The 26,395-nt window shown below is 68.8% G+C and carries 26 protein-coding genes; 22 read left to right on the top strand and 4 right to left on the bottom strand.

The genetic code is table 11. The annotated features are described in order from the left end of the window. Window positions 1–269 precede the first annotated feature (269 nt). Both ACGFW6_RS34855 and ACGFW6_RS34850 read left to right on the top strand, forming a co-directional pair. Window positions 270–1,874 (top strand): ABC transporter substrate-binding protein, encoded by a 1,605-nt coding sequence (locus ACGFW6_RS34855; protein WP_393519141.1) that lies wholly within the window; start codon window positions 270–272, stop codon window positions 1,872–1,874. A gap of 93 nt (window positions 1,875–1,967) precedes the next feature. Next, window positions 1,968–3,548: an ABC transporter substrate-binding protein gene (locus ACGFW6_RS34850; RefSeq protein ID WP_393519138.1), complete on the top strand. Its 1,581-nt coding sequence runs from the start codon at window positions 1,968–1,970 to the stop codon at window positions 3,546–3,548. A gap of 80 nt (window positions 3,549–3,628) precedes the next feature. On the opposite strand, the gene ACGFW6_RS34845 is transcribed toward ACGFW6_RS34850, so the two are convergent. After that, window positions 3,629–4,300, bottom strand: a complete 672-nt coding sequence (locus ACGFW6_RS34845; RefSeq protein ID WP_190073527.1) for a response regulator transcription factor — start codon at window positions 4,298–4,300, stop codon at window positions 3,629–3,631. 14 nt (window positions 4,301–4,314) lie between these two features. Further along, window positions 4,315–5,457 carry a RecB family exonuclease gene (locus ACGFW6_RS34840; RefSeq protein ID WP_393519134.1) on the bottom strand — a complete coding sequence of 381 codons (1,143 nt, stop codon included), beginning with the start codon at window positions 5,455–5,457 and terminating at the stop codon, window positions 4,315–4,317. A gap of 174 nt (window positions 5,458–5,631) precedes the next feature. Here ACGFW6_RS34840 and ACGFW6_RS34835 point away from each other — a divergent pair, with 174 nt between their 5' ends. From ACGFW6_RS34835 to ACGFW6_RS34825, 3 genes are all read left to right on the top strand, one after another. Beyond that, a complete protein-coding gene (locus ACGFW6_RS34835; protein WP_393519131.1) occupies window positions 5,632–7,353 on the top strand; it encodes a site-2 protease family protein in 1,722 nt (573 codons plus the stop codon). A 67-nt stretch (window positions 7,354–7,420) separates the two neighbouring features. Beyond that, complete coding sequence (locus ACGFW6_RS34830) at window positions 7,421–8,323, top strand: tRNA (adenine-N1)-methyltransferase (protein ID WP_393519128.1); 903 nt, start codon at window positions 7,421–7,423, stop codon at window positions 8,321–8,323. A gap of 260 nt (window positions 8,324–8,583) precedes the next feature. Continuing rightward, a complete protein-coding gene (locus ACGFW6_RS34825) occupies window positions 8,584–9,162 on the top strand; it encodes a hypothetical protein (protein WP_393519125.1) in 579 nt (192 codons plus the stop codon). 58 nt (window positions 9,163–9,220) lie between these two features. Here the strand turns inward: ACGFW6_RS34825 and ACGFW6_RS34820 are convergent, their stop codons facing one another. Further along, window positions 9,221–9,526, bottom strand: a complete 306-nt coding sequence (locus ACGFW6_RS34820; protein WP_214335061.1) for a ferredoxin — start codon at window positions 9,524–9,526, stop codon at window positions 9,221–9,223. 245 nt (window positions 9,527–9,771) lie between these two features. On the opposite strand from ACGFW6_RS34820, the gene arc reads away from it, so the two are divergent. From arc to prcA, 6 genes are all read left to right on the top strand, one after another. After that, window positions 9,772–11,538, top strand: coding sequence for a proteasome ATPase (gene arc, locus ACGFW6_RS34815; RefSeq protein WP_126897220.1), 1,767 nt, complete (start codon window positions 9,772–9,774; stop codon window positions 11,536–11,538). Window positions 11,539–11,782: 244 nt separating this feature from the next. Beyond that, window positions 11,783–13,294, top strand: a complete 1,512-nt coding sequence (gene dop, locus ACGFW6_RS34810; RefSeq protein WP_393519121.1) for a depupylase/deamidase Dop — start codon at window positions 11,783–11,785, stop codon at window positions 13,292–13,294. Between the two features lie 198 nt (window positions 13,295–13,492). Further along, on the top strand, window positions 13,493–13,711 hold the full coding sequence (locus tag ACGFW6_RS34805) for a ubiquitin-like protein Pup (RefSeq protein WP_019757212.1): 219 nt from the start codon (window positions 13,493–13,495) through the stop codon (window positions 13,709–13,711). A 44-nt stretch (window positions 13,712–13,755) separates the two neighbouring features. Continuing rightward, a complete protein-coding gene (locus ACGFW6_RS34800; RefSeq protein WP_393519118.1) occupies window positions 13,756–14,367 on the top strand; it encodes an endonuclease VII domain-containing protein in 612 nt (203 codons plus the stop codon). After that, window positions 14,319–15,164 (top strand): proteasome subunit beta, encoded by an 846-nt coding sequence (prcB, locus tag ACGFW6_RS34795; protein ID WP_393519115.1) that lies wholly within the window; start codon window positions 14,319–14,321, stop codon window positions 15,162–15,164. Before ACGFW6_RS34800 ends, prcB begins: the two co-directional genes overlap by 49 nt. 60 nt (window positions 15,165–15,224) lie before the next feature. After that, complete coding sequence (prcA, locus tag ACGFW6_RS34790) at window positions 15,225–15,992, top strand: proteasome subunit alpha (protein ID WP_393519112.1); 768 nt, start codon at window positions 15,225–15,227, stop codon at window positions 15,990–15,992. Between the two features lie 77 nt (window positions 15,993–16,069). On the opposite strand, the gene ACGFW6_RS34785 is transcribed toward prcA, so the two are convergent. Further along, window positions 16,070–17,086 (bottom strand): LacI family DNA-binding transcriptional regulator, encoded by a 1,017-nt coding sequence (locus ACGFW6_RS34785; protein ID WP_393519109.1) that lies wholly within the window; start codon window positions 17,084–17,086, stop codon window positions 16,070–16,072. 98 nt (window positions 17,087–17,184) lie between these two features. On the opposite strand from ACGFW6_RS34785, the gene ACGFW6_RS34780 reads away from it, so the two are divergent. The 11 genes from ACGFW6_RS34780 (at window position 17,185) to tatA (ending at window position 26,359) form a co-directional block, all read left to right on the top strand. Further along, the gene (locus ACGFW6_RS34780) at window positions 17,185–18,444 is read left to right on the top strand and encodes an MFS transporter (RefSeq protein ID WP_393519106.1); all 1,260 of its coding nucleotides are present in this window, start codon (window positions 17,185–17,187) and stop codon (window positions 18,442–18,444) included. Window positions 18,445–18,453: 9 nt separating this feature from the next. Further along, window positions 18,454–19,815: a Pup--protein ligase gene (gene pafA, locus ACGFW6_RS34775; RefSeq protein ID WP_093722625.1), complete on the top strand. Its 1,362-nt coding sequence runs from the start codon at window positions 18,454–18,456 to the stop codon at window positions 19,813–19,815. Window positions 19,816–20,365: 550 nt separating this feature from the next. After that, entirely contained in the window at window positions 20,366–20,881 is a 516-nt protein-coding gene (locus ACGFW6_RS34770; protein WP_393519102.1) for a matrixin family metalloprotease, read from the top strand. Between the two features lie 13 nt (window positions 20,882–20,894). Beyond that, entirely contained in the window at window positions 20,895–21,563 is a 669-nt protein-coding gene (locus ACGFW6_RS34765) for a hypothetical protein (protein ID WP_393519099.1), read from the top strand. A gap of 150 nt (window positions 21,564–21,713) precedes the next feature. Further along, on the top strand, window positions 21,714–22,694 hold the full coding sequence (locus ACGFW6_RS34760; protein ID WP_393519096.1) for an FKBP-type peptidyl-prolyl cis-trans isomerase: 981 nt from the start codon (window positions 21,714–21,716) through the stop codon (window positions 22,692–22,694). 56 nt (window positions 22,695–22,750) lie between these two features. Further along, entirely contained in the window at window positions 22,751–23,122 is a 372-nt protein-coding gene (locus ACGFW6_RS34755) for an FKBP-type peptidyl-prolyl cis-trans isomerase (protein WP_030053355.1), read from the top strand. A 155-nt stretch (window positions 23,123–23,277) separates the two neighbouring features. Beyond that, on the top strand, window positions 23,278–24,231 hold the full coding sequence (locus ACGFW6_RS34750; protein ID WP_393519093.1) for a helix-turn-helix transcriptional regulator: 954 nt from the start codon (window positions 23,278–23,280) through the stop codon (window positions 24,229–24,231). A 19-nt stretch (window positions 24,232–24,250) separates the two neighbouring features. After that, on the top strand, window positions 24,251–25,291 hold the full coding sequence (locus ACGFW6_RS34745) for a helix-turn-helix transcriptional regulator (RefSeq protein WP_393519090.1): 1,041 nt from the start codon (window positions 24,251–24,253) through the stop codon (window positions 25,289–25,291). Continuing rightward, window positions 25,288–25,587 (top strand): hypothetical protein, encoded by a 300-nt coding sequence (locus ACGFW6_RS34740; protein ID WP_393519087.1) that lies wholly within the window; start codon window positions 25,288–25,290, stop codon window positions 25,585–25,587. The genes ACGFW6_RS34745 and ACGFW6_RS34740 overlap by 4 nt, the downstream gene beginning before the upstream one ends. Before the next feature lie 20 nt (window positions 25,588–25,607). After that, complete coding sequence (locus ACGFW6_RS34735) at window positions 25,608–25,802, top strand: hypothetical protein (RefSeq protein WP_393519084.1); 195 nt, start codon at window positions 25,608–25,610, stop codon at window positions 25,800–25,802. A 263-nt stretch (window positions 25,803–26,065) separates the two neighbouring features. After that, window positions 26,066–26,359, top strand: a complete 294-nt coding sequence (tatA, locus tag ACGFW6_RS34730; protein ID WP_030956493.1) for a Sec-independent protein translocase subunit TatA — start codon at window positions 26,066–26,068, stop codon at window positions 26,357–26,359. Window positions 26,360–26,395 lie beyond the last annotated feature (36 nt).

Raw genomic sequence — 26,395 nt, 5'->3', positions numbered from 1 at the left:
CGGCACTGTGCCGTCGACCCCCGACCGTACGTGCCGGACGCACCTTTGTGTCCCGATTGATGGGACGGTGCACGAATCCTTCCCTGCTCAGGTTTTCGTTGCGTCCGCGCCCGGTTCCGCTCCGTGATGGATCCTCAACTCCGGTCGCTTCGAACCCTCCTGCGCGCGCGGACTAATCTCATCGAGAGAACATCGCAACTACCCCCGTGATCCGCCGCGACACCCCTGCATGCCGGGTACACGGAGTCGACAGCTGGAGAAACCCGAGCATGAACCGCAAGACTTTGGTGCTGCCGGCCGTCATCGGCCTGCTCGTGCCGGTTCTCGCCGCCTGCGGCGGAACCGACAGCGGCAGCGACAACGGCGACGCGATCGTCGTCGGCACCACCGACGCGTTCACTGCCTCGAAGGACGCTCCCGCCCCCCTCGACCCGGCGTTCGCCTACGACGTCGGCACCTGGAACATCCTGCGCCAGACCGTGCAGACCCTGATGATCCAGCCGCGCGGCGAGGGCGAACCGGTCCCCGAAGCCGCCCAGAGCTGCGGCTTCACCGACAGCGGCAACGAGCGCTACGCCTGCACGCTGCGCAAGGACCTGAAGTTCGCCAACGGCGACCCGGTCACCGCCTCGGACGTGAAGTACTCCATCGACCGCGCCCGTGCCCTGAAGGCCGACAGCGGTGTCTTCGCCCTGCTGTCCACGATCGACACCGTCGAGACCCAGGGCGACAGCGAGGTCATCTTCCACCTCAAGACCGCGGACGCCACCTTCCCGTTCAAGCTGTCGACCCCGGTCGCCGGCATCGTCGACCCCGACATCTACGCCAAGAAGCAGCTGCGCGACGGCTTCGACGTGGACGGCTCCGGACCGTACACCCTCAAGGCCGAGGTCGACGGCGACAAGCTGGTCTCCGCCGTGTTCACCAAGAACCCCCACTACCGGGGCAGCCTGAAGGTGAACAACGACAAGGTCGAACTGCGCAACTTCGAGGACGCCGACGAGATGGGCACCGCCCTCGACAAGGGCGACATCGACCTGATGACCCGCACCATGTCGCCCGAGCAGATCCAGAAGCTGTCGGCCGACTCCGACGACCAGGTCGACCTCGTCGACATGTCCGGCCTGGAGATCCGCTACCTGGCCTTCAACACCAACGCCCCGACGGTCAAGAGCAAGGCCGTCCGCCAGGCCATGGCCCAGGTCGTCGACCGCGGCGAACTCGTCTCCAAGGTCTACGGCTCCCAGGCCGAGCCGCTGTACTCGCTGGTCCCGGCCAGCATCACCGGCCACTCCAACTCGTTCTTCAACAAGTACGGCGACCCGAACGTCGGCAAGGCCAAGTCGCTGCTGGAGGGGGCCGGGATCACCACCCCGGTGAAGCTGACCCTGCACTACACGACCGACCACTACGGCTCGGCCACCGAGAAGGAGTTCGAGCTGCTGAAGAAGCAGCTCAACGGCAGCGGCCTGTTCGAGGTCGACATCAAGGGCACGCCCTGGGCGACGTTCCGCCCCGCCGAGCAGAAGGGCGCGTACGACGTCTACGGCATGGGCTGGTTCCCGGACTTCCCCGACGCCGACAACTACCTCGCGCCGTTCCTCGACAAGGACAACTTCCTCGGCTCGCCGTACGCCAACTCCGCGATCCGCAGCGACCTGATCCCGGAGTCCCGCCGCGTCGCCGACCGGCTGTCCGCCTCTGGCAGCCTCACCGAGATCCAGGACATCGTGGCCAACGACGTGCCGGTGCTGCCGCTGTGGCAGGGCAAGCAGTACGTCGCGGCGAACGACGCCGTCACGGGCACCGCGTACGTCCTCAACTCCTCCTCGACCCTTCAGCTGTGGGAGCTCGGCCGTGGCGTGAGCGGCTGACGTCTCTCCGTGCCCGGCGCCCTCGACCAGGACGCCGGGCCTGGCCCGGGACCCGGGACGGGTTCCTCACAATCGACGACAAGGCACTCGTACGTGAACATGCGCAACCAGTGGCCGGTCCTGCCCGTAGTGGCAGGGCTGGCCTCCGGCCTGCTGACCGGCTGCGGCACGGAGACGGGGGACGCCGCCGGCACCGGCACCTCGGTGGTGATGGGGATGTCCGACGACGTCCTGGCCACCGACCCCGCCTCCGGCTACGACCCCGGCTCCTGGCTGTTGTTCAACAACGTCTTCCAGTCGCTGCTCAGCTTCCCCAAGGGCGCCACGGAACCGCAGCCCGAGGCCGCCGAGGAGTGCGCCTTCTCCGACACTCGGGCCACGGTCTACAAGTGCACGCTCAAGGACGGCCTGAAGTTCAGCAACGGCGACGAGCTGACCTCGAAGGACGTGAAGTTCTCCTTCGACCGCCTGCTGAAGATCAATGACCCCGACGGCCCCGCGGTCATGTTCCCGACCCTCAGCAAGGTCGAGACGCCCGACGACAAGACGGTCGTCTTCCGGCTGAACTCCTCCGACGCCACCTTCCCGAGCAAGATCGCCTCGGGCGCCGGCTCCATCGTCGACGAGGACCAGTACGACGCCGACGGCCTGCGCGAGGACGGCCAGGCGGTCGGCTCCGGCCCGTACAAGCTCGACAAGTTCGACGACGACGAGGCCGTGTTCTCGGTCAACGAGAGCTACAAGGGCACCGCCGAAGTGCAGAACTCCGGCGTGACGATGAAGTTCTTCCACGGCGACCAGGAAGCCCTGAAGAAGGCCCTGACGGAGAACGAGGTCGACATCGCCTACCGCGGTCTCACCGCCGGCGACATCGCCGACGTCGAGAACTCCGGCGGCGACAGCGGCATAGAGGTCGTCGAGGGCGGCAGCGCCGAGGTCCAGCACCTGGTCTTCAACATGGACGACCCGGTCACCGGAAAGCTCGGCGTGCGCAAGGCCATCGCCTACCTGCTCGACCGTGACGCCCTCATCAGGGACGTCTACCAGGGCACGGCGACGCCGCTGTACTCGATCATCCCGGCCGGTATCGGCGGCCACAACACGGCCTTCTTCGACACCTACGGCGCCCGCCCCTCCCGGGCCAAGGCCGCCGACGCGCTCCAGGAAGAGGGCGTGAACGGCAAGGTCAAGCTGACCCTGTGGTCCACCCCGTCGCGCTACGGCCCCGCCACCGACGACGAGTTGAAGGCGATCGCCAAGCAGCTCAACGACAGCGGCCTTTTCGACGCCGACGTGCAGTCCGTCGCGTTCGACCAGTACGAGAAGGACATCGCCGACGGCAAGTACGGCGTGTACGTGAAGGGCTGGATCCCGGACTACCCGGACGCCGACAACTTCACGGCGCCCTTCTTCGGCAAGGGCAACGTGCTGAGCAACAACTACAGCAACAACGCGATCACCGGCACGCTCATCCCGCGCACCGCGTCCGAGAGCGACCGCGCCGCGACCGAGGACGACTTCGGCCAGCTCCAGGACATCGTCGCCAAGGAACTGCCGATCCTGCCGGTCTGGCAGGCCAAGCAGTACGCGGTCGTCCGGGACAACGTCTACGGCCTGGAGTACTGCCTCGACGCCTCCACCGTGTTCCGCTTCTGGGAGCTGAGCAAGGGCTGACGGGTGCCGTACACGGCCCGATACGCCGAGGGCGCCCCTTCCTTCCGGAAGGGGCGCCCTCTTCGTCGCGACCCGGTCTCCTACTGTGCGCCGGGACGCACCAGACCGCTCTCGTAGGCGTACACCGCGGCCTGCACACGGTCCCGCAGACCCAGCTTGGTCAGCACATGCCCCACATGGGTCTTCACGGTCGTCTCGCTGACGAACAGGTCGGCGGCGATCTCGGCGTTGGACAGCCCCCGCGCCACCAGCTTCAGGACCTCCACCTCCCGCTCGGTGAGCGTGTGCAGGGTGTCCGGGACCGGCTCGTCGCCCGACGGCAGATGCGCGGAGTACTTGTCGAGCAGCCGGCGCGTGATGCTCGGCGCGAGCATCGCCTCACCGGCGGCGACCACCCGGATCGCCTGCACCAGCTCGTTGGCCGGGGCGTCCTTCAGCAGGAAGCCGCTGGCGCCCGCCTTCAGCGCCTCCACCACGTACTCGTCGAGATCGAACGTCGTCAGCACCAGCACCTTCGCCGGACCGTCCCGCCCGGGCCCGGTGATCTGCCGCGTCGCCTCGACCCCGTCCATCCGGGGCATACGGATGTCCATGAGGACCACGTCGGGCTGGAGGGCCCGCACCTGATCGAGGGCCTGCAGGCCGTCACCGGCCTCGCCCACGACCGCGATGTCCTGCTCGGCCTCCAGGATCATCCGGAAGCCGGTACGCAGCAGGGGCTGGTCGTCGACCAGTAGGACGCGGATGGCCACGTGAGTCTCCTTCGCTAGTCCGGCCCCATTCTGCCCTGCGTGCCGTCACCGGACTCGCCCGCCCCGACCGGCAGCGACCGCGCACCCCGGGGGACAACCCCGGGCCCCCCGGCCGCATCCGGCCGGACCGCCCTCACCGGCAGCGGATAGGGCGGGGGAGTACCGCCGAATTCCGGGCAGTGGGCCTGGTGATCGCACCAGCCGCACAGCTTCGTCGGCCGCGGCCGCCAGTCACCCGACTCCGTCGCCTGCCGGATCGCGTCCCACAGCGCGAGCAGCTTGCGCTCGACCCGCTCCAGGTCCGCGAGCACCGGGTCGTACGTCAGCACGTCACCGCTGCCGAGATACACGAGCTGGAGCCGGCGCGGGACGACGTTCTTCAGCCGCCACACCACCAGGGCGTAGAACTTCATCTGGAACAGCGCGCCCTCGGCGTACTCGGGCCGGGGCGCCTTGCCCGTCTTGTAGTCGACGATCCGCACCTCGCCCGTGGGCGCCACGTCGACGCGGTCGATGATCCCGCGCAGCTTCAGACCCGACTCCAGCTCGGCCTCGACGAACAGCTCACGCTCGGCCGGCTCCAGCCGGGTCGGATCCTCCAGCCCGAACCAGCGCTCGACGAGCTGCTCCGCCTCGGCCAGCCAGGTCGCCAGCCGCTCGCCCTCGGGGTCGTCCGCGAACAGCTCCACGACCTCCGGCCTGTTCTCCCGCAGCCGGTCCCACTGCCCGGGAATCAGGGACTTGGCCCGCGGAGCGGTCCGCTCGGCCGCCGGAGCGTCGAAGAGCCGCTCCAGCACGGCGTGCACGAGCGTCCCCTTGGTCGCCGCAGCGCTCGGCTTCTCGGGCAGCCGGTCGATCACCCGGAAGCGGTAGAGCAGGGGGCACTGCATGAAATCACCGGCACGGGACGGGGACAGCGACGTCGGCGGTATCACCGGCAGAACGGTGACCCCGGCAGTCCCCGCGTCATCGGCGGCCACGACCGCACCCTCGTCCGCCGTGCCCCCACCCGCCGCGCGATCACCCGTCGCGACCGTCTCCGCCGTACCGTCCGCCGCCGTCGGCTCCTCGTCCGCCACCGGCCCCGCGACCGGCGCCGTCACCGGCGCGACGTCACCGCCGCAGCCCGCCGCGGCACCCTCCGTGCTCGTCTCCATGTCCACAGACCTTACGGCCCGCCACTGACAGTGACCCAGCCCGGATGTTACGGCCGGTACGTCGGGGGAAACTGAGGGGGTGCCGGGGCGGAACGCGTCAGGACGGCCGCATACCATCGACCCGAGACCCTTCCGCCCGGCAGGCGCGGAAGACGCTGCGAACGAGGGGACACCGTGGACGAGAGCGGCGGGAGCGGGCAGCCGCGGTCCGGCACCGACGAGTCGACCGAGCGCCGACCAGACCGTACGGCACCGGCCACCGACCCGACACGCCCCGACCCGGCCCCGTCCGACGAACGACTCACGGACGCCCGTCGATTCGGCCCCGGCCGCGACGCCGCCGCCCCCGAAGGCCCCCCGACGCCGCCCACCGCCGAGAACACCCCGCAGAACGAAACCCCGCAGGACTCCCGCGACGCGGACGCCAAGAGCGACCCGCCGGGCACGGACGGCGACGGAGACCCGGGCAGCGGCTCCGCCGACCGCCCCGAAGCGGCGGACCCCGCCCCCGCGGCGGCCCCCCGCCCGACCCCGCCCTCCGCCGCACCCCACACGGACCAGGGCCCCACCTCCGACGCCGGCCGCAAGCACCCGAGCGGCACCCCCGGCCCCGGGAACACACACCCCGAAGGCACACACGGCCCGGACGGCCCCACCCCCCACGACCACCAGGCCACCCCCCACCTCGACCGCACCCTCGCCCACTCCGGCACCACCAAGGGCCGGCCGCCGCAGCGGCCGAAGGACCCCCGGGGCGGGCTGCTGATGGGGCGGCCGTTCGGCGTGCCCGTGTACGTCGCGCCGAGCTGGTTCCTCGTCGCCGCACTGATCACCTGGGTCTTCGGCGGACAGCTCGACCGGGTACTGCCCGAACTCGGCGCCGCCCGCTACCTCGTCTCGCTGTTCTTCGCGGTCGCCTTCTACGCGTCCGTCCTCGTCCACGAACTCGCCCACACGGTCGCCGCCCTGCGCTTCAAACTCCCGGTCCGGCGCATCCAGCTCCAGTTCTTCGGCGGCGTCTCCGAGATCGAGAAGGAAGCCGAGACCCCCGGCCGCGAGTTCGTGCTGGCCTTCGTCGGCCCCCTGCTCTCCCTCGTCCTCTCCGGCATCTTCTACGGCGCCATGCAGCTGGTCGAGCCCGGCACCGTCCCCGGCGTCCTGCTGGCCGGCCTGATGATCTCCAACCTCATCGTCGCCGCCTTCAACCTGCTGCCCGGCCTGCCCCTCGACGGCGGCCGCATGCTCCGCGCGGTCGTCTGGAAGATCACCGGGCGCCCGATGAGCGGCACCGTCGCCGCCGCCTGGGTCGGCCGCGCCCTCGCCGTCTCCGTCCTCGTCGGCCTCCCGTGGCTCACCCAGTCCGGCGCCCTCGGCTCCGACGCCGTCGACAACGTCGGCATGGACACCGTCATGGACGCCCTGCTCGCCGCCATCCTCGCGGCGATCATCTGGACCGGCGCCGGCAACAGCCTGCGCATGGCCCGGCTGCGCGAGCACCTCCCGGAACTGCGCGCCCGCAACCTCACCCGCCGCGCCGTCCCCGTCGAGACCGACACACCCCTCTCCGAAGCCCTGCGCCGCGCCAACGCGGCCGGCGCCCGCGCCCTCGTCGTCGTCGACGCCGACGGCAACCCCGTCTCCCTCGTCCGCGAGGCCGCCATCGCCGGCGTACCGGAGCACCGCCGCCCCTGGGTGCCCGTCAGCGGTGTCGCCCAGGACCTCACCGACGGCATGCGCGTCTCCGCCGAACTCTCCGGCGAGGAACTCCTCGACGCCCTCCGCGCCAACCCCGCCACCGAGTACCTCGTCGTCGAGGAGACCGGCGAGATCTACGGCGTCCTGTCGGCGGCCGACGTCGAGCGCGCCTTCGTCAAGGCGATGGCCCGACCGAACTGACACACCCCGCTGCCGGGCCCGCTCACCGGTGGTCGGCGACCCCCGGAAACGCCGGTAGGCTGTTCACATGTCCGAACCGACCGGTGCCGCCCGCCGTCGCGGGCCCTTCAAGGTCGGGGACCAGGTTCAGCTGACCGACCCCAAGGGCCGCCACTACACGTTCACGCTCGAAGCCGGGAAGAACTTCCACACCCACAAGGGTTCCTTCCCGCACGACGAACTGATCGGTGCTCCCGAGGGCAGCGTTGTCCGCACCACCGGGAACGTCGCCTACCTCGCGCTGCGCCCCCTGCTCCCCGACTACGTCCTGTCCATGCCCCGCGGGGCAGCCGTCGTCTACCCCAAGGACGCGGGGCAGATCCTCGCCTTCGCCGACATCTTCCCCGGCGCCCGAGTCGTCGAGGCCGGCGTCGGCTCCGGCTCGCTCAGCAGCTTCCTGCTGCGCGCCATCGGCGACCAGGGCATGCTGCACTCCTACGAGCGCCGCGAGGACTTCGCCGACATCGCCCGGCAGAACGTCGAGCGCTACTTCGGCGGCCCCCACCCCGCCTGGCAGCTCACCGTCGGCGACCTCCAGGACAACCTCTCCGACACCGAGGTCGACCGCGTCATCCTCGACATGCTCGCCCCCTGGGAGTGCCTGGAAGCCGTCTCCAAGGCACTCGTCCCCGGCGGCATCGTGTGCTGCTACGTCGCCACCACCACCCAGCTCGCCCGGACCGTCGAGTCCATCCGCGAGATCGGCTGCTTCAACGAGCCGACCGCCTGGGAATCGATGATCCGCAACTGGCACATCGAGGGCCTCGCCGTCCGCCCCGACCACCGGATGATCGGACACACCGGCTTCCTGCTCACCGCCCGCCGACTCGCCGACGGAGTGGAGCCGCCCATGCGCCGCCGACGCCCCGCCAAGGGCGCCTACGGCGAGGACTACGAAGGCCCCAACGCCGACGGTGGCGCCGGCCGCTGAGCCAGACCCCGTACCGCGTCAACGCACAGGCGCTGTGGTCGAGTTCCCAGGACACACCGGGAAGTCGACCACAGCGCCTTTCCGTTGACGCGACCCCCCAATCCGACAACCCACCGGGCGCCGCACGCCCCATCCGCGCCCCGACCACCCGACATCCGGCACCGGAACTCCACACCCCCGCCGTTCCGTCACACTGTGACGTGTGGCACGATGCTGGCCACTCACCCCCACCGGCACAGCCCTCACGGGAGACACTCCTAGTGCAGCAATCCGCCGTCCCGGAACTGGCACACACCCACACCCGGCCCATCCACTGGCTCGCCACCGCCACAGCGGTCGCCGGCGTCGTGGCGTTCTCCTCGGTCCTCCAGCCGGGCGCGGCGACAGCGGCCCAGGCAGCCGGCCCCGAGACGAAGCACGCCGCCGCGGCGGTCACACCCCCCGACCCCGCACGCATCGACTTCCCGCTCGAATGCGGCCCCGTGAAAGCGGTCGTGGTGAAGAAGGCCACCGGAGACCTCGACGGCGACGGCAGCCCCGAAACCGTGGCCGTCGTCCACTGCGACTCCCCGATGGGAACCCCACCCGACGGCGTCTACGTCCTCACGAACGCCAAGGAGACAGCCGCTCCCCGCGTCGTCGCGACCCTCGTCGACCCCAAGGACAGCATCACCGTCAGTGACATCGCCGTCCGTGACGAAGCGGTCGAGGCCGAACTGCTCGGCTACTCGTCGACCGACGTGCCCCGCTGCTGCCCGGACGTCAACGACAGCGCGAAATGGCAGTGGCAGAACGGCACATTCGTCCGCTCGACACCCGCCGGTGCCCACAGCGTCTGACCCTCGCCACCACGAGTTGTGAGAAATCAGACAGTAGTAACACCCCGTGAACGCAAGGTCACTCGGCGTCCGGACCGAAGACCTCGACCCTGTCCGAAACCCGACGCACGTGGATGCAGTCGCCCGGACACTCCTTCGCCGAGTCCACCACATCCGTGAGAAGCGGCAGCGGCACGGGCGTTGTGGCCCCCTTGGCCTGCAAGAGCTCGTCCTCAGGGCTCTTCACGTAGGCCAGCCCGTCGATGTCCAGCTCGAACACCTCGGGCGCATACTGGGCACAGATCCCGTCACCGGTACAGAGATCCTGATCGATCCAGACCTCCAGCGCCTCACCCTCGACCCCGGCCGTCCGCTCCACGCTCATCTCTCCTACCGCTCGCTACGTCGAGCCGAACGGGAATCCGGCCAGCTCTGACGGGTGTTGAACACTTCGACCCTACCTTCGCCTGGGTTCCAATCATGTGCGGTGGGTATTCCCCTGGCGTGAGGGAGAGCGCAAGGGTGAAGATCGGACACACCCCGACCGTCTTTGTGATCTAGGGGTTTCAATCGACACCCACCCAGGTAGGGTCTGGAAGCGTCCAGCTCCCCTTGGAGGAGGTGAGGACCGTGGCAGCCCACGACGACGACATGAACCGCGGCATCCGCCCGGGACGAGGGTCCGACGACCCGGCCGGGCAGATCGCCTACCTTGAGCAGGAGATCGCCGTCCTGCGACGCAAGCTCGCCGACTCTCCGCGACACACGAGGATTCTCGAAGAGCGGATCGTCGAGTTGCAGACGAACCTGGCCGGCGTATCCGCACAGAACGAGCGTCTTGCGAACACGCTCCGTGAGGCCCGAGACCAGATCGTGGCCCTCAAGGAAGAGGTCGACCGGCTCGCACAGCCGCCGGCCGGCTTCGGTGTCTTCCTGCAAGCCAACGAGGACGGCACCGCCGACATCTTCACCGGAGGACGCAAGCTCCGCGTGAACGTGAGCCCGAGCGTCGAACTCGACGACCTCAGGCGCGGCCAGGAGCTGATGCTCAACGAAGCCCTCAACGTGGTCGAAGCCATGGAATTCGAGAGCGTCGGGGACATCGTCACCCTCAAGGAGATCCTCGAGGACGGCGAACGCGCCCTGGTGCTCGGGCACACCGACGAAGAACGGGTGGTACGACTCGCCGAGCCACTGCGCGGCGTGAACATCCGCCCCGGCGACGCCCTGCTCCTCGAACCCCGCTCCGGCTATGTCTACGAGATCGTTCCCAAGAGCGAGGTCGAGGAACTCGTCCTCGAAGAAGTACCCGACATCGGCTACGAGCAGATCGGCGGACTCGGCGGCCAGATCGAGGCCATCCGCGACGCCGTCGAGCTGCCGTACCTCTACCCGGACCTGTTCAAGGAGCACGAACTGCGCCCGCCCAAGGGCGTCCTGCTCTACGGGCCGCCGGGATGCGGCAAGACGCTCATCGCCAAGGCCGTCGCCAACTCGCTCGCCAAGAAGGTCGCCGAGGTGACCGGCGTCGCCGCCGGCAAGAGCTTCTTCCTCAACATCAAGGGCCCCGAGCTTCTCAACAAATACGTCGGCGAGACCGAGCGGCAGATCCGCCTCGTCTTCCAGCGTGCGCGGGAGAAGGCGTCGGAGGGCACACCCGTCATCGTCTTCTTCGACGAGATGGAGTCCCTGTTCCGCACCCGTGGCTCCGGCGTCAGCTCGGACGTGGAGAACACCATCGTCCCGCAGCTGCTCGCCGAGATCGACGGCGTGGAAGGCCTGCAGAACGTGGTCGTGATCGGCGCCTCCAACCGCGAGGACATGATCGACCCCGCCATCCTGCGACCCGGCCGCCTGGACGTGAAGATCAAGATCGAGCGTCCGGACGCCGAAGCCGCCAAGGACATCTTCGGCAAGTACCTCACCGAGCGCCTCCCGCTCCACTCGGAGGACCTCGGCGAACACAGCGGCGACAAGTCGATGACGGTCCAGAGCATGATCCAGACCGCCGTCGAGCAGATGTACGCCGAATCCGAGGAGAACCGCTTCCTGGAAGTCACCTACGCCAATGGCGACAAGGAAGTCCTCTACTTCAAGGACTTCAATTCCGGCGCCATGATCGAGAACATCGTGGGCCGCGCCAAGAAAATGGCGATCAAGGACTTCCTCGAGCACAAGCAGAAGGGCCTCCGCGTCTCCCACCTGCTCCAGGCATGCGTGGACGAGTTCAAGGAGAACGAGGACCTGCCCAACACCACCAACCCGGACGACTGGGCCCGGATCTCCGGAAAGAAGGGCGAGCGGATCGTCTACATCCGCACCCTGATCACCGGAAAGCAGGGCGCCGACACCGGACGCTCCATCGACACGGTGGCGAACACCGGACAGTACCTGTAAAACCCAGGGCGGCTGCGGGTGCCCTCATCGGGTACCCGCAGCCCACTGTTTTTCCGGCGCAACCGGAACACAAGGCGTGCAAGGCAATGACGCAAATGATCTCCCCACCAGGGCAAAGGCGCTCTAGGCTCTTCCGTACCGCCGAGTCGCGCAGTGCGGGGACGGGCACCGCACACGCAACCGAGCGCCAGCGGTACTTGTGCGGCGCCCACGACCGAGGGTGCCGCCGGGCAAGGAGGGCCGCATGACCGTACGGCGAGTAATGGGCATCGAGACGGAGTACGGGATCTCCGTCCCCGGCCACCCCAACGCCAATGCCATGCTCACCTCATCCCAGATCGTCAACGCCTACGCGGCGGCGATGCACCGGGCCCGCCGGGCCCGCTGGGACTTCGAGGAGGAGAATCCGCTGCGGGACGCGCGGGGCTTCGACCTCGCCCGAGAGGCCGCCGACGCCAGCCAGCTCACCGACGAGGACATCGGCCTGGCCAACGTGATCCTCACCAACGGAGCACGGCTCTACGTCGACCATGCCCACCCCGAATACAGCTCGCCCGAGGTCACCAACCCGCGAGACGCAGTCCTGTGGGACAAGGCCGGCGAGCGCATCATGGCCGAGGCCGCCGAGCGAGCAGCCCAGCTCCCCGGCGCCCAGCCCATCCACCTCTACAAGAACAACACCGACAACAAGGGCGCCTCCTACGGCACGCACGAGAACTACCTGATGAAGCGGGAGACCGCCTTCTCGGACATCGTGCGCCACCTCACGCCCTTCTTCGTCTCCCGCCAGGTCTTCGCCGGAGCCGGCCGCGTCGGCATCGGCCAGGACGGCCACGAACACGGCTTCCAGCTCAGCCAGCGCGCGGACTACTTCGAGGTCGAGGTGGGGCTGGAGACCACCCTGAAGCGCCCGATCATCAACACCCGCGACGAGCCACACGCCGACGCCGAGAAATACCGCCGGCTCCACGTGATCATCGGCGACGCGAACCTCTCCGAGATCTCGACCTACCTCAAGCTGGGCACGACCGCCCTGGTCCTGTCCATGATCGAGGACGGCTTCATCGCGGTGGACCTGGCCGTCGACCAGCCCGTACGCACGCTCCACCAGGTCTCGCACGACCCCTCCCTGAAGCGTCTGGTCACCCTCCGCAGCGGCCGCACACTCACCGCCGTACAGCTCCAGATGGAGTACTACGAACTCTCCCGCAAATACGTCGAGGAGCGCTTCGGCGCGGACGCCGACGAGCAGACCAAGGACGTCCTGTCCCGCTGGGAGGACACCCTCAACCGGCTCGAGCGCGACCCGATGAGCCTCTCCGGCGAGCTGGACTGGGTCGCCAAGCGGGAGCTCATGGAGGGCTACCGCCGCCGCGACGACCTCGACTGGGACGCCGCAAGGCTCCACCTCGTCGACCTCCAGTACGCCGACGTACGCCCCGAGAAGGGCCTCTACAACCGTCTGGTGGCCCGCGGCCGCATCAAGCGCCTGCTGGACGAGCAGTCCGTGGAACGGGCGCAGGTCAAGCCTCCTGAGGACACCCGGGCGTACTTCCGGGGCCGCTGCCTGGAGCAATACGCCGACGACGTCGCCGCGGCTTCCTGGGACTCGGTCATCTTCGATCTCCCCGGCCGCGACTCCCTCCAGCGGGTTCCAACCCTCGAACCGCTTCGCGGAACGCGAAATCACGTCAAGGAGCTCCTGGACCGCTGCCGGACCGCGGAAGACCTGGTCAGGGTCCTGTCAGGGAACTGATCCGGCCCGGGCGGCCTCGGCCGGACATCGGCCGGGCAGGGTGGAAAACCCGGCGCCCGGGAATCATCGAGGTGGCCCCCGTACGTTGGAGAAACTGCGGGGCCGATGTCAGACCCGGCTTGTAGGGTCTGATCATCACCGATCGGCAGGAAAGCCGACCTGTCGAACATGTCGGGCGACACGAGCGGGGTGAGGGATATGGCAACCAAGGACACCGGCGGCGGACAGCAGAAGGCCACGCGCTCCACCGAAGAAGTCGAGGAGCAGGCTGCGGAGACGCAGGCCTCCGAGGACCTCAAGGAGCGCCAGGAGAAGCTGAGCGACGACGTGGACTCGGTTCTGGACGAGATTGACGACGTACTCGAGGAAAATGCCGAGGATTTCGTTCGCTCCTTCGTGCAAAAGGGTGGCCAGTAAAGGAGATCTGGCCGCTTTTGCCTTCGGATCGAAGGTGGCGGGGGATGAGGGTGGCTGGGGATCCGAACGCGAAACAGTGCACGGGTTGCAAGCGCGACCTGTCTCCTGAGGCATTCGCACGGGACAGGAACCGGCGTGATGGCCTTCAGGTGCGGTGTCGGGAGTGCGTGGCGGAATACAGCGCAGCGCACTACCGGCGCCGCCGGGAGGCCATGGGCAAGCCGGTACGGGAGAAGGTGGACGTCCCGGCCGGGCACAAGATCTGTCGGACGTGCGGTGAGGTCAAGCCGCACAGTGAGTGGCATCGGAACGCCACTGCGTCCGACGGTCTGTCGACACGGTGCAAGGCGTGCCGGGCCGTCCAGGGACGGCAGGGTCACCTGAAGCGCCAGTACGGCATCACCGAAGCCGAGCGCGACGAGTTGGTTGCCTCTCAAGGAGGCGTCTGCTGCATATGTTTGGCAGCTTTGCCCGAGCATGTGGATCACTGCCACGAGACGGGTAGGGTCCGTGGCGTACTGTGCTTCAGCTGCAACGCCGCACTGGGGCAATTCAAGGATCGGCCCGACGTCATAAGGCGGGCTGCTGCTTACGTGGAAGGAATCGCGTGGAAGCCAACACTCGTAGCACCGGGCGTCTACCAGCTGCCTTCCTGACGCCTGGGTCGTCCTCCTTCATGGACTTTCTCTCCGACCACCAGCCGGAGCTGCTGCCCGGCAAGCGTCAACTCCCGCCCACGCAGGGTGTGATCGAGGCGCCGCACGGCACGACCATCGTGGCCGTCACCTTCCCCGGAGGTGTCGTCCTCGCCGGTGACCGTCGCGCCACCATGGGCAACGTCATCGCGCAGCGCGACATCGAGAAGGTGTTCCCCGCCGACGAGTACTCGGCCGTGGGTATCGCCGGTACGGCCGGCCTGGCGGTCGAGATGGTCAAGCTCTTCCAGCTGGAGCTGGAGCACTTCGAGAAGGTCGAGGGCGCCCAGCTGTCGCTGGAGGGCAAGGCGAACCGGTTGTCGACCATGATCCGGTCCAACCTCGGCATGGCGATGCAGGGGCTGGCCGTGGTGCCGTTGTTCGCCGGGTACGACGTGGACCGCGAGCGGGGGCGGATCTTCTCCTACGACGTGACCGGCGGTCGTTCCGAGGAGCACGGCTTCGCCGCCACGGGTTCCGGTTCGATCTTCGCGCGTGGCGCCATGAAGAAGCTCTTCCGTGATGATCTGAGCGAGGCCGAGGCCACGACGCTGGTGGTGCAGGCCTTGTACGACGCGGCCGACGACGACTCGGCGACCGGTGGTCCCGATGTCGCCCGCCGGATCTACCCGATCGTCACCGTGATCACCGAGGACGGTTTCCGTCGGCTGGGCGATGACGAGTCCTCCGAGATCGCCCGCTCGATCCTGGAGCGGCGTCTGGAGCAGCCCGACGGTCCGCGGGCCGCGCTGCTGTAGGCGCGGGTTCCGTCTTATCAAGGTGATCCTGTGACTTCGACAGAAAGGGACGGATAACCGGTGTCGACGCCGTTCTATGTCTCACCCCAGCAGGCCATGGCCGACCGGGCGGAGTACGCCCGCAAGGGCATCGCGCGTGGTCGCAGCCTGGTCGTGCTCCAGTACGCCGACGGCATCGTGTTCGTCGGCGAGAACCCGTCCCGTGCGCTGCACAAGTTCAGCGAGATCTACGACCGCATCGGCTTCGCGGCGGCCGGCAAGTACAACGAGTACGAGAATCTGCGGATCGGTGGTGTGCGGTATGCCGATCTTCGTGGTTACACCTATGACCGTGACGATGTGACCGCGCGTGGTCTGGCGAACGTCTACGCCCAGACGCTGGGCACGATCTTCTCCTCGGCGGCCGAGAAGCCGTACGAGGTGGAGCTGGTCGTCGCCGAGGTGGGCGCGACGCCGGAGGGTGACCAGATCTACCGGTTGCCGCACGACGGGTCGATCGTGGACGAGCACGGCTCGGTCGCGGTCGGCGGTAACGCGGAGCTGATCAGTAACTACCTGGATCAGCGTCATCAGGACGGCATGACGCTCGCCGAGGCGTTGAAGCTGGCCGTGCAGGCGCTGTCGCGCGAGTCGAACGGCACTCAGCGGGAGATCCCCGCGGAGCGCCTGGAGGTCGCGGTGCTGGACCGGACGCGTCCGCAGTCGCGCAAGTTCAAGCGCATCGTGGGGCGTCAGCTCGCCCGGCTGCTGGAGGCCGGTGGAGCGGCCACCGAGGCCGAGAGCGCCGACGACGAGTCCTCGGAGGAGTCCGGCACGTCCGAGGAGTAGCCGCGCCCCCGCTTCATCCTGCCCGTACTGTGCCCCGGCCGACCTTCGGCCGGGGCACAGGGCGTTCCCGGGGGCCGTCAGGGGGCGCTGGGTGGCGCTGTGGAGCCTCGTACGACGAGTTGGACCGGAATGTCGCCCTCTTCCGGCTCGCGGCCTTCCAGGACCGCCAGGAGGGCTTGCATGCCGCGTTCGCCGAAGAGTTCCGCGTCCAGTCGGACGGTGGTGAGTTCGGGGTCGATGGCGGTGGCGAGGGCCAGGTCGTCGAGGCCGGTGACGGAGAGGTCGTCGGGGATGCGCAGGCCCAGGCGTCGTGCCGCCTTGTAGGCGCCGGCGGCGAGTTTGTCGTCGTCGCAGATGATCGCGGTGGGGCGGGGGCCGTGGGCGGCGAGCGCGGTCTCGGCGGCGGTGCGGGCGCCGTCGATGGAGATGGGGGCGCGCGTGGTCAGCAGTGAGGTGCCGGGGGTCCGGGCGAGCCGGGTGGCCAGTTCGTGGGCGCGCACTTCGAAGGTCCAGGACGCGATGTCGGCGGCGAGGTGCAGGAAGCGGCGGTGGCCGAGGCTCAGCAGGTGTTCGGCGACCTGGCGGACGCCGTCGGCGATGTCGAGGTTCACGGTCGCGGCGCCGAGGCTGCCGGCGGGGTCGCTGTCGAGCATGACGAGGGGGAGTTGGTCGCCGCGGATGGGGGTGAGGGCGTCGGCGGCCATGGAGGAGGCGATGACGCCGTCGAGGGCGGCCTGGGCGGAGGCGAAGGGGTTGCGGGCGGGGCCGATGCCTTCGGGGGAGGGGTAGAGGACGACGCCGAAGCCGTGCCGGGCGGCGATGCGGGCGGCGCCGGTGTAGACGCCGGCGAAGAATTCGGTGGTGAGGGCGGGGACCACCAGGAGTACGGTGCGGGTGTGGCCGAGGCGCAGGTTGCGGGCGGCGAGGTTGGGCCGGTAGCCGAGTTCGCGGGCTGCTTCCCGTACGCGTTCGGCGGTGGCCGCGGAGACGCGGCCGCGCCATTTGTCGCCGAGGACGAGGGATACCGCGGCCTGGGACACGCCCGCTGCCTGGGCCACGTCGCGGCTGGTGGGGCGTGTGCTGCCGTGTGCCACCTTCCGTCTGCTCCTTCATCTGGACTCGTGAACAGCGCACATGGTACGTATGACGGAGGACGTTATACGTAAAACTTCAGCGGAGGGCGGCGCGGCCGATGACCGGCGCATACGTGGAGATCCTGAGGGCGAGGCATGCCGCCCGGCTGCTCGCCGGCACCCTCGTAGGGCGGCTGCCGAACGCCGTCGCCGCGCTCGCGATCCTGCTGTTCGTGCGCGCGGAGGGCGGCTCCTACACCCTGGCCGGTGCGCTGGCGGCCGTGTACGGCGTGGCCAACGCGGTCGGTCAGCCGCTGCTGGGGCGTCTGGTCGACCTGCACGGTCAGCCGCGGGTGCAGCTCCCGGCCGCGATCGCCTCGGCGCTCGCCATGGCCGCCTTCGCCTTCGTGGGCATCGCCCCGCTGTCGCTCGCCTACGCGGCGGTGGCCGCCGCCGGACTGTTCACGCCGCCCCTGGAGGGCGGTCTGCGGGCGTTGTGGGGGTCGGTCCTGCACAAGGAGGGCCAGGTGCACACCGCGTACGCCATGGACGCGGTGGCGCAGGAAGTCATGTTCACCGTGGGTCCGTTGCTGCTGACGTTGTGCGCGTCGCTGTGGTCGGCCCAGGCGGCGCTGCTCGTGCTGAACGTCATCGGGGTGCTGGGCGCCCTGTGGGTGGTCGTGTCGCCGCCCTCGCGCGCGTGGCGCTCGGCACCGCGTGAGGCGCACTGGCTGGGGGCGCTGCGTTCGGCGGGCCTGCTGGCGCTGCTCGGGGCGTTCCTGTTCGTGGGCGTGGCGATGGGGTCGATCGCGGTGGCGGCGGTGTCGTACGCGGACGGCCACGGCGGTGACGTGGTGTACGGCTGGCTGATGGCGGGGCTCGGGCTCGGTGCCCTGATCGGCGGCACGGTGTACGGGGCGCGGCAGTGGGGTGGCGAGCCGGCGCGGCGACTGCGGCTGCTGGTGGCCCTTCTGGCGGTGTGTTACCTGCCCCTGATGCTGATGCCGGGCGCGGTCCCCATGACGCTTCTGGCGGTACTCGCCGGGGTGTTCCTGGCGCCGTGCATCGCGTGTGCCTTCGTGCTCGTCGACCGGCACGCGCCGCGGGGGACGGTCACCGAGGCGTTCTCCTGGCTTGTGACCACGTTCACCGTGGGCGCGTCCGTCGGAACGGGCCTCGCGGGGCCGGTGGTCGAGGCGGGTGGGGCCTTCTGGGGGTTCGCCGTGCCGGGTGGTGCGGGGGCGGTGTCGTTGCTGGTCCTGCTGGCCACCGGACGGGTCCTCGCAGCTCCCGGCAGGGGTGCGGTGGTTGCGGCTTCATCGGAAAATGATCCAAACCGTGCCGTCGAACCCCGTTTCAGCTCAGGGGATCGGGCGTAATGTTCAGTCATGGACCGCCGCATTTTCGGGCTGGAGAACGAGTACGGCGTCACGTGCACGTTCAGGGGACAGCGCCGCCTGTCGCCTGACGAGGTGGCGCGGTACCTCTTCCGCCGTGTCGTGTCATGGGGCCGCAGCAGCAATGTCTTTCTGCGAAACGGCGCCCGCCTCTATCTCGACGTGGGATCGCATCCGGAATACGCCACACCGGAATGCGACAACGTGACCGAACTGGTCACCCACGACAAAGCGGGCGAGCGCATTCTCGAGGGACTCCTGGTGGACGCCGAACGACGCCTGCACGAGGAGGGAATCGCGGGCGACGTCTACCTCTTCAAGAACAACACCGACTCGGCGGGCAACTCCTACGGTTGCCATGAGAACTATCTCGTGGCACGGCACGGGGAGTTCTCCCGGCTCGCGGACATCCTCATTCCGTTCCTGGTCACCAGGCAGCTTCTCTGTGGCGCCGGAAAGGTGCTGCAGACCCCGCGGGGCGCGGTGTACTGCGTCAGCCAGCGGGCCGAGCACATCTGGGAGGGCGTCTCCTCGGCGACGACCCGCTCCCGGCCGATCATCAACACGCGCGACGAGCCGCACGCGGACGCGGAGCGCTACCGCCGTCTCCACGTCATCGTGGGTGACTCGAACATGTCCGAGACGACCATGCTGCTCAAGGTCGGCGCGACCGACCTGGTGCTGCGCATGATCGAGGCGGGCACCGTGATGCGCGACCTGACCCTGGAGAACCCCATCCGGGCGATCCGCGAGGTCAGCCACGACATCACCGGCCGGCGCAAGGTGCGCCTGGCCAGCGGCCGCGAGGCGTCCGCTCTCGAGGTGCAGCGCGAGTACTACGAGAAGGCCGTGGACTTCTGCGAGCGCCGCGGCATCCGCACGGGCACCGTCGAGCAGGTGCTGGAGCTGTGGGGCCGCACGCTGGACGCGATCGAGTCCGAGGACCTCGACCGCATCGGCACCGAGATCGACTGGGTCATGAAGTACAAGCTCATCGAGCGGTACCGGGCCAAGCACAACATGACCATGTCGCATCCGCGGGTCGCGCAGATAGACCTCGCCTACCACGACATCCACCGGCGTCGTGGCCTGTACTACCTGCTGGAGAAGAAGGGTCAAGCGGCGCGTATCTGCAACGACTTGAAGATCTTCGAAGGCAAGTCCGTTCCGCCGCAGACCACTCGGGCCCGGCTGCGCGGCGATTTCATCCGCAGGGCCCAGGAACAGCGCCGCGACTTCACCGTCGACTGGGTCCACCTCAAGCTCAACGACCAGGCGCAGCGCACGGTCCTGTGCAAGGACCCGTTCCGTTCGGTGGACGACCGGGTGGAGAAACTCATCGCCGGAATGTAGCGGGACGCGGTCGCCTTGGCGTCCTGCCGTGCGATACGCCCGGTGCCCGGAGGGTGATACCTCCGGGCACCGGGCGTATCCGCGTTTCTGTCGTGATAGATGTCACGAGAGCACACCCTGAGGTGACTAGGCGGAATCGTTCCCTCCTGGCAAGGTTCAGGTCATTGTGTGCCGCTAAATGATCGCAAAACGGTCGCACTGCGTGGATGACGCACTATCACTGGAGAGTGAACTTCCGTGCGCGACATGCCGACCCGCATGTCGATCAGAGCAACCGCCGCATGCCTCACGGGCGTAAATCCACGGGCTGATGTCCGTGCCCCCTGTTAGCTTCCGACTGTCGCCATGGTCATGACCAGGCCGGGTGGCGTCGTTGTGGAGGCCCGCTTCGGGGTCTCCCTGAAGCGTCGACATGTTACGGGGGTTCATTTTGCGCTCTGTCAGGACAAGAGTTCGTACGGCAGCCGTTCTGGGAACGGCGGGAGCGGTGGTCGCGACGGCTCTGGTGGGGGTAACTGCGTCGCCCGCCGCCGCGTACTGCCGCACCAGCATGACCAAGTGGGACAGCACGTCCACCTCAAAGCTCATCGCTGCGAACACGACCTTCCCCAACAAGTTGCGCAGCGGTCTGGGCAAGGGTCTGAAGCAGTGGAACCGTAGCGGTTCCCATCTGCGGTACGACTCGCCCGTCTACACCGCCGGCTGGCAGATCTACGCCTTCCGCGCGTCCTACAGCTACACCAGCCTCATGGGCAGCGCGCCCGGATACGCCCAGGCCCAGCGCTCCGGCAGCGGCACTCACAAGGGCGGCACGCTGTACCTTTCCAACAGGTTCACCTGGGTCAATGCCAGCCAGAACATCAGCCAGAAAAAGGCGGACGTGCAGACGGTCGCCGTGCATGAGGTTGGCCACTTCACCGGGCTCGCCCACCCTTGGGCCCCGCATTGTGCGGATGGCACCGCCTACACCGACGCGGAGAAGAAGTCGGTCATGACGGCCATACCCACCGGGACCCGGCGGGCGCTGAACAGCGACGACATAGCCGGTGTCAAGGCCATTTACTGACGGGGGAACGTCAATGAACACAGTACTCAGAACACGGCCGCGCGCCCTGCTGCGCGTCTCGGCCTTCGTCGCCCTTCTCGCACTCGGTGCCACCGCGTGCGCGGGGACCGGCGGGGATGAGCGCGGTGCTGCAGCGAAGACGCACGACGACAAGGCCGCACGTGTCATAGCGGCGCACTCCTACGCGGTGGACAGTAGCCCCGCCGCGGCCGTCACCTTCCCGCTCAACGAGAACGTCTTCGAGGGCACAGTCGTGGACCGGCGTCCCAACGTGTACGCCAAGGACATACTGGACGATGGTTCGACATTCGAAGTCGTCTACACGCCCGTCGTCATCCGGGTCGACGAGGTGTACAAGGGGGGCTTGAGCAAGGGCTCCGAGGTTGTCGTGCGGTCGATGGGCGGCACAGCTGACGGAGTTCGGTACGACATCGAGGAGGCACCGGCCAAGGACACCTTCGGGACGGGCGTCGAGCTCTTCGTCTTCGCCACCGACAACGAGGCCGTCGACTCGGAGACCGATCCGGCCATGACGCCCAACTTCCTCTATCGGAAGACCGGTGACACTGTCATCGACGCCACCTACGCGGCGGGCGCACATGACGGAAGCCCTGCCGACCGGATCGGCCGGGCCGAGTTCCAAAGGAAGCTCCGCGCGCTGTCCAACAGGACGGCTTCCTGACGGACCGTAAGTGAGTCGTCCCCTATGGTGAGGCCGCCCGGGCCGGAAAAGGGGCCCGGGCGGCGGCGTGTCGTGCGGCGACCGATGACGGAGGCGCGTACGTCGTAAAGTGACGGCCATTGCCCGCCACCCCCTAGCCCAGTGGGACTGATGAACTACAACACCAAACGCCGCATCGCGGCGCTGCTGGCCGTGCCCGCCCTGTTGTTCGCCGCCGCGTGCGGATCGGATGGTGACAGCGACGGGGCGCAGGCGGGAGCGGTCGCAGAGGTCGACGGAAAGGCCGGGGAGAAGCCCGAGATCTCCACTCCCAAGGACGGCGAGCCGGCCGCGAAGACCGTCGTCGAGACGGTCTCGGAGGGCGATGGAACCGCGGTCAAGGCCTCCGACTTCGTCCGGCTGGACTGGACAGTCGAGAAGTGGGGCGACAACAAGGAGCTGGGTGGCACCTGGCAGACCACGTCGACCAGCTCGGGTACGCCCCGGCCGCAGTCCGTCGAGCAGATCGGCAAGCAGAGCCAGCAGCTGCCGGCGAAGGTTCTTGACGCTGTCAAGGGCAAGAAGTCGGGCAGCCGGATCCTCGTGCAGGGCACTGCGGGTGACCTGATCGGTGAGGGGCTGAACCCCTCCTCGGGTCTGACCGCCAAGGACGTGCTGGTCTGGGTGCTGGACGTCGACGGTGCCGCCACTGTCGACGCCAAGGCCGAGGTCAAGGGCGAGCAGGCGGCCCCCGCGGCGGGTATGCCGGAGGTGAAGGCCCCGTCCCAGAAAGCGGCGACCATCACCATTCCCAAGAACACCAAGGCCCCGAAGGACCTCGAGCAGCAGGTGCTGATCAAGGGCGACGGCAAGAAGGTCGAGGCCGGCCAGGGCCTGGTGGCCCAGTACACCGGGGTGAAGTGGGAGGACGGCAAGAAGTTCGACTCCTCCTGGGACCACGGTGGCGCGACTGCCTTCCAGATCGGCACCGGGTCCGTGGTGCAGGGCTGGGACAAGGGCCTCGTCGGCAAGAACGTGGGCGACCGCGTGCTGCTGGTGATCCCGCCCTCGCTCGGCTACGGCGCCAACCCCAGCAGCGAGCTTGCCAAGAACACCCTGGTCTTCGTCGTGGATATCCTCGGAGTCGTCTGACCGAGGTGTCTCTGAGAGCGTTCCGCGACTCAGGTCACGTAACAAGGAGTGATGAAGTGAGCATCGACAAGCCCGAGATCGACTTCCCGGGCGGCGAGCCCCCGGCGGACCTCGAGATCAAGGACATCTGGGAGGGCGACGGCGCGGTTGCGCAGGCGGGCCAGACCGTCACCGTCCACTACGTGGGCGTGGCCTTCAGCACCGGTGAGGAATTCGACGCCAGCTGGAACCGCGGGACGCCGTTCCGCTTCCCGCTCGGTGGCGGCCGCGTCATCAAGGGCTGGGACCAGGGCGTGCAGGGCATGAAGGTCGGCGGCCGTCGCCAGCTGACCATCCCGGCGCACCTCGCCTACGGCAACCAGAGCCCCACCCCGGCGATCAAGCCCGGTGAGACCCTGATCTTCGTGGTCGACCTGCTCGGCGTCTGATCGTCGCATCCGATCGTCGCCTGTGATCGGCGGACGACCGGAGCCGACTACCTGGGGCCCATGCCTGTGCGGGCATGGGCCTCGGCTTTTGTCACGCCACCGCGGAGCGGTACGGTCATCGCTCGTAAGCACCATAGGGAAGGCGAAGGGCGTCGATGGCCATTGCCAAGGCCGAGCGGCTCATGAACCTGGCGCTGTGTCTGCTCGGGACGCGGCGGCCACTGAGCAAGCGTGAGCTTCGTGAGTCCATCGAGGCCTATCTCGAAGCGGGCAGCGACGACTCCTTCAACCGCATGTTCGAGCGCGACAAGGACGATCTGCGCGAACTCGGTCTCGTGATCGAGACCGTGGAGAACCTGGACGGCGAGGTCGGCTATCTGGCCCGCCGCGACAGCAACCGGCTGCCGCCGATCACCCTCGACGCCGAGGAGGCCGCGGCGCTCGGGCTGGCCGCCAAGGTGTGGCAGCAGGTCCGGCTCGCGGGCGCGGCCAGCGGAGCCCTGCAGAAGCTGCGCGCGGCGGGGCTGCCGGAGGACGTCGACCCGTACGAGGTGCACGGCGCGCTGGAGCCCCGTATCCCCGTGCACGAGGCGGCGTTCGAGCCGTTGATGCTGGCCTGCCGGGACCGCCGTCCGGTCGTCTTCGACTACCGCAAGGCCACCGCCGCCCGTCCCGAGCAGCGCCATGTCGAGCCGTGGGCGCTGGAGTGCTGGCGCGGCCACTGGTATCTGGCGGGCTGGGACCGGGACCGTGGCGCGGAGCGGGTGTTCCGGCTGTCCCGGATCACCGGCAAGGTGCGCAGCCGCAGCGGCCGCTTCACCGCCGAGATCCCCGATGTCGTCACCGTCCGCGAGACCGTCGCGAGCTGGGCGGGGGAGACCGCCGACCGCTCCGCGCTGATCCGGCTGCGCACGGAGGCCGGGTACCCCCTTCGGGCGAAGGCCACGGCGGTGCGGGAACTCGGCGACGGCTGGGACGAGTTGGAGATTCCGTACGGCCACGGGCTGGATGCCTGGCTGGTGGAGTTCGGGCCCGATGTGGTGGTCCTGGAGCCCGCAGAGCTGCGGGCCGACGTGGTGGACCGGCTGCGTGCCGTGGCCAAGGGCTGAGGGGGAGCGGAGCGAGACAGTGGCAGGCAAACCGGTCAGGCCCGTCAACGCCATCGACCAGACCCGGCGGATGCTCTCGCTGGTGACGTATCTGAAGGAGCGTCCCGGCGCCCGCGTCGAGGACGTTGCGCGCGCCTTCGGGATCTCCGAGGACGAGCTCGTCTCCGACCTGGATGTGCTGCCCATGTGCGGCACCAGTTTCCGCGGCGGCGATCTGCTCGACATCGACACCGACGGCGAGCGCATCTGGTGGCACAACCCCGACGACGTCGCCGAGCCGCTGCGGATCGCCGCGGACGAGGCGACCGCGCTGCTGGTGGCCGCGCGTGCCGTGGCGACGCTGCCCGGCCTGCGCGAGAGCGACCGGCAGGCGCTGCTGCGGGCGACCGCCAAGGTGGAGACCGCCGCGGGCGAGGCGGCCGGGGCGAGCGCCCGGCTGTCGGTGACCTTCGAGTCCGAGGGCGGTGTCTTCGCGGACGTCGACCGGGCGATCTCCGAGCGGCGCCGGCTGTGGATCCGCTACTACTCACCGGCCCGCGACGAGGTCACCGAGCGCGAGATCGACCCCATCCGCCTGGTCAGCGTCGGCCACACCTATGTCGAGGCCTGGTGCCGGCGCTCGGAAGCCCGCCGCACCTTCCGGCTGGACCGGGTCGCCGAGATCAAGATCCTCGACGAGGCGTCCGCGCCGCCGGAGGTCGAGCTGCGGGACCTGTCCGAAGGGCTGGTGCAGCCCGCGGCGGAGGACCCGGAGGTCGTCGTCGAGGTCGGTCCGGGCGGGCGCTGGGTCGCCGAGTACTACCCGCACGACAGCGCGGATGAGCTTGCGGACGGCGGGCTGCGTATCACTCTGCGCACCCCCGACCCGGCGTCCCTGCGGCGCCTGGCGCTCCGGCTGGGCCGCGACGGCCGCATCGTGTCGCCGCCCGAGCTGGCCGACAGCGCCCGGCAGGCGGCCCGCGAGGCCCTGTCGGCGTACGACGGGGCCGAGGTGCGGGAGCCCCACGGGGCGAGTGTGGTTCAGGAACGGCAGGGCGACAGGCAGGAGCGAGGGCTTTGAGCGAGTCGGCTACGTCCGGGTCCGGTGTGCGGGGAATCACGGTGGCGGCCGCGTTCGCCGGGATGAGAAGCGTGGCTCCGGTGATGTTCAGAGCGGGCTGCCCGGACTGCCGGGGCCACTTCGAGCTCACCGCGGGCGCCCTCCGCCTCGCCATCGGGGCCAGCAGCCGTACGACGTTCTACTCCTTCACCTGCCCCGACTGCGGCGTCGCCGTGCGCAAGCCGGCCGGCGAGCGCATCGTCGAGCTGCTGACCGGCGGCGGGGTCAGCACCCTGCGGCTGCACTCCACGGTCTAGGACGGTCTAGGCTCGCCTTCATGTTCTGGCCGATGTTCGCGGTAGCTGTGGGTTTCGTGGGTCTCGCCGTGCTCGGTGTGCTCGCCGTGCGGGTCTTCCTGGAGGCGCAGCGCCTGGGCCGGCAGGTCTCGGACTCGGCGCAGCGCATCAGCAGGGCCGCCGAGGAGCTGGAGCGGGCGAGCATGAGCGCCGCCCGGGCTGTGGACTCCCTGTAGTCACCCCAAGTATGGGGTGTGAGTGCAGTGCCGCATGCGTTTTGGGCCACTTCGCCCTGTCAACTTGGCGGTAGGGAAAGGTACGCTGCTGGTCGCGGGTCGGAGAACGAGGCCCGGACCGCGGACAGGGAGTAGTACGCACGGGGATTGCCTCTCGTTTACCCCTGAGCGTTACGATCGCTGTCAACGCGATCGTTCGGACACATGTCCGACCGATCGGACAGCATCCCACCCCAGCCGCCTCGGTGAGAAGGTAAAGACTTATGTTCGGAAGGCTCGGAGCCCCCGAGATCATTCTCATCCTCGTCGTCATCATCCTGCTGTTCGGCGCGAAGAAGCTTCCGGACATGGCGCGCTCGCTCGGCAAGTCCGCCCGGATCCTCAAGAGCGAGGCCAAGGCGATGAAGGACGACAACAAGTCCGCCGCCCCGGCCGACCCGCCGAACAACGCCGGCGACGACCAGCAGCCCCCGGCTCAGCGCATCATCCAGGCTTCCCCCGGCGATGTGACCAGCTCCCGCCCGGTCAACGAGCCGACGGACACCACCAAGCGCTGACGCAGGGCCGGTGACCTCCGGCCCGCCGCACGAGAT

Origin of the sequence: Streptomyces sp. Y7 (assembly GCF_043195415.1) — a bacterium.
Taxonomy (GTDB): domain Bacteria; phylum Actinomycetota; class Actinomycetes; order Streptomycetales; family Streptomycetaceae; genus Streptomyces.
This window is presented reverse-complemented; position numbering and strand designations above follow the sequence as displayed.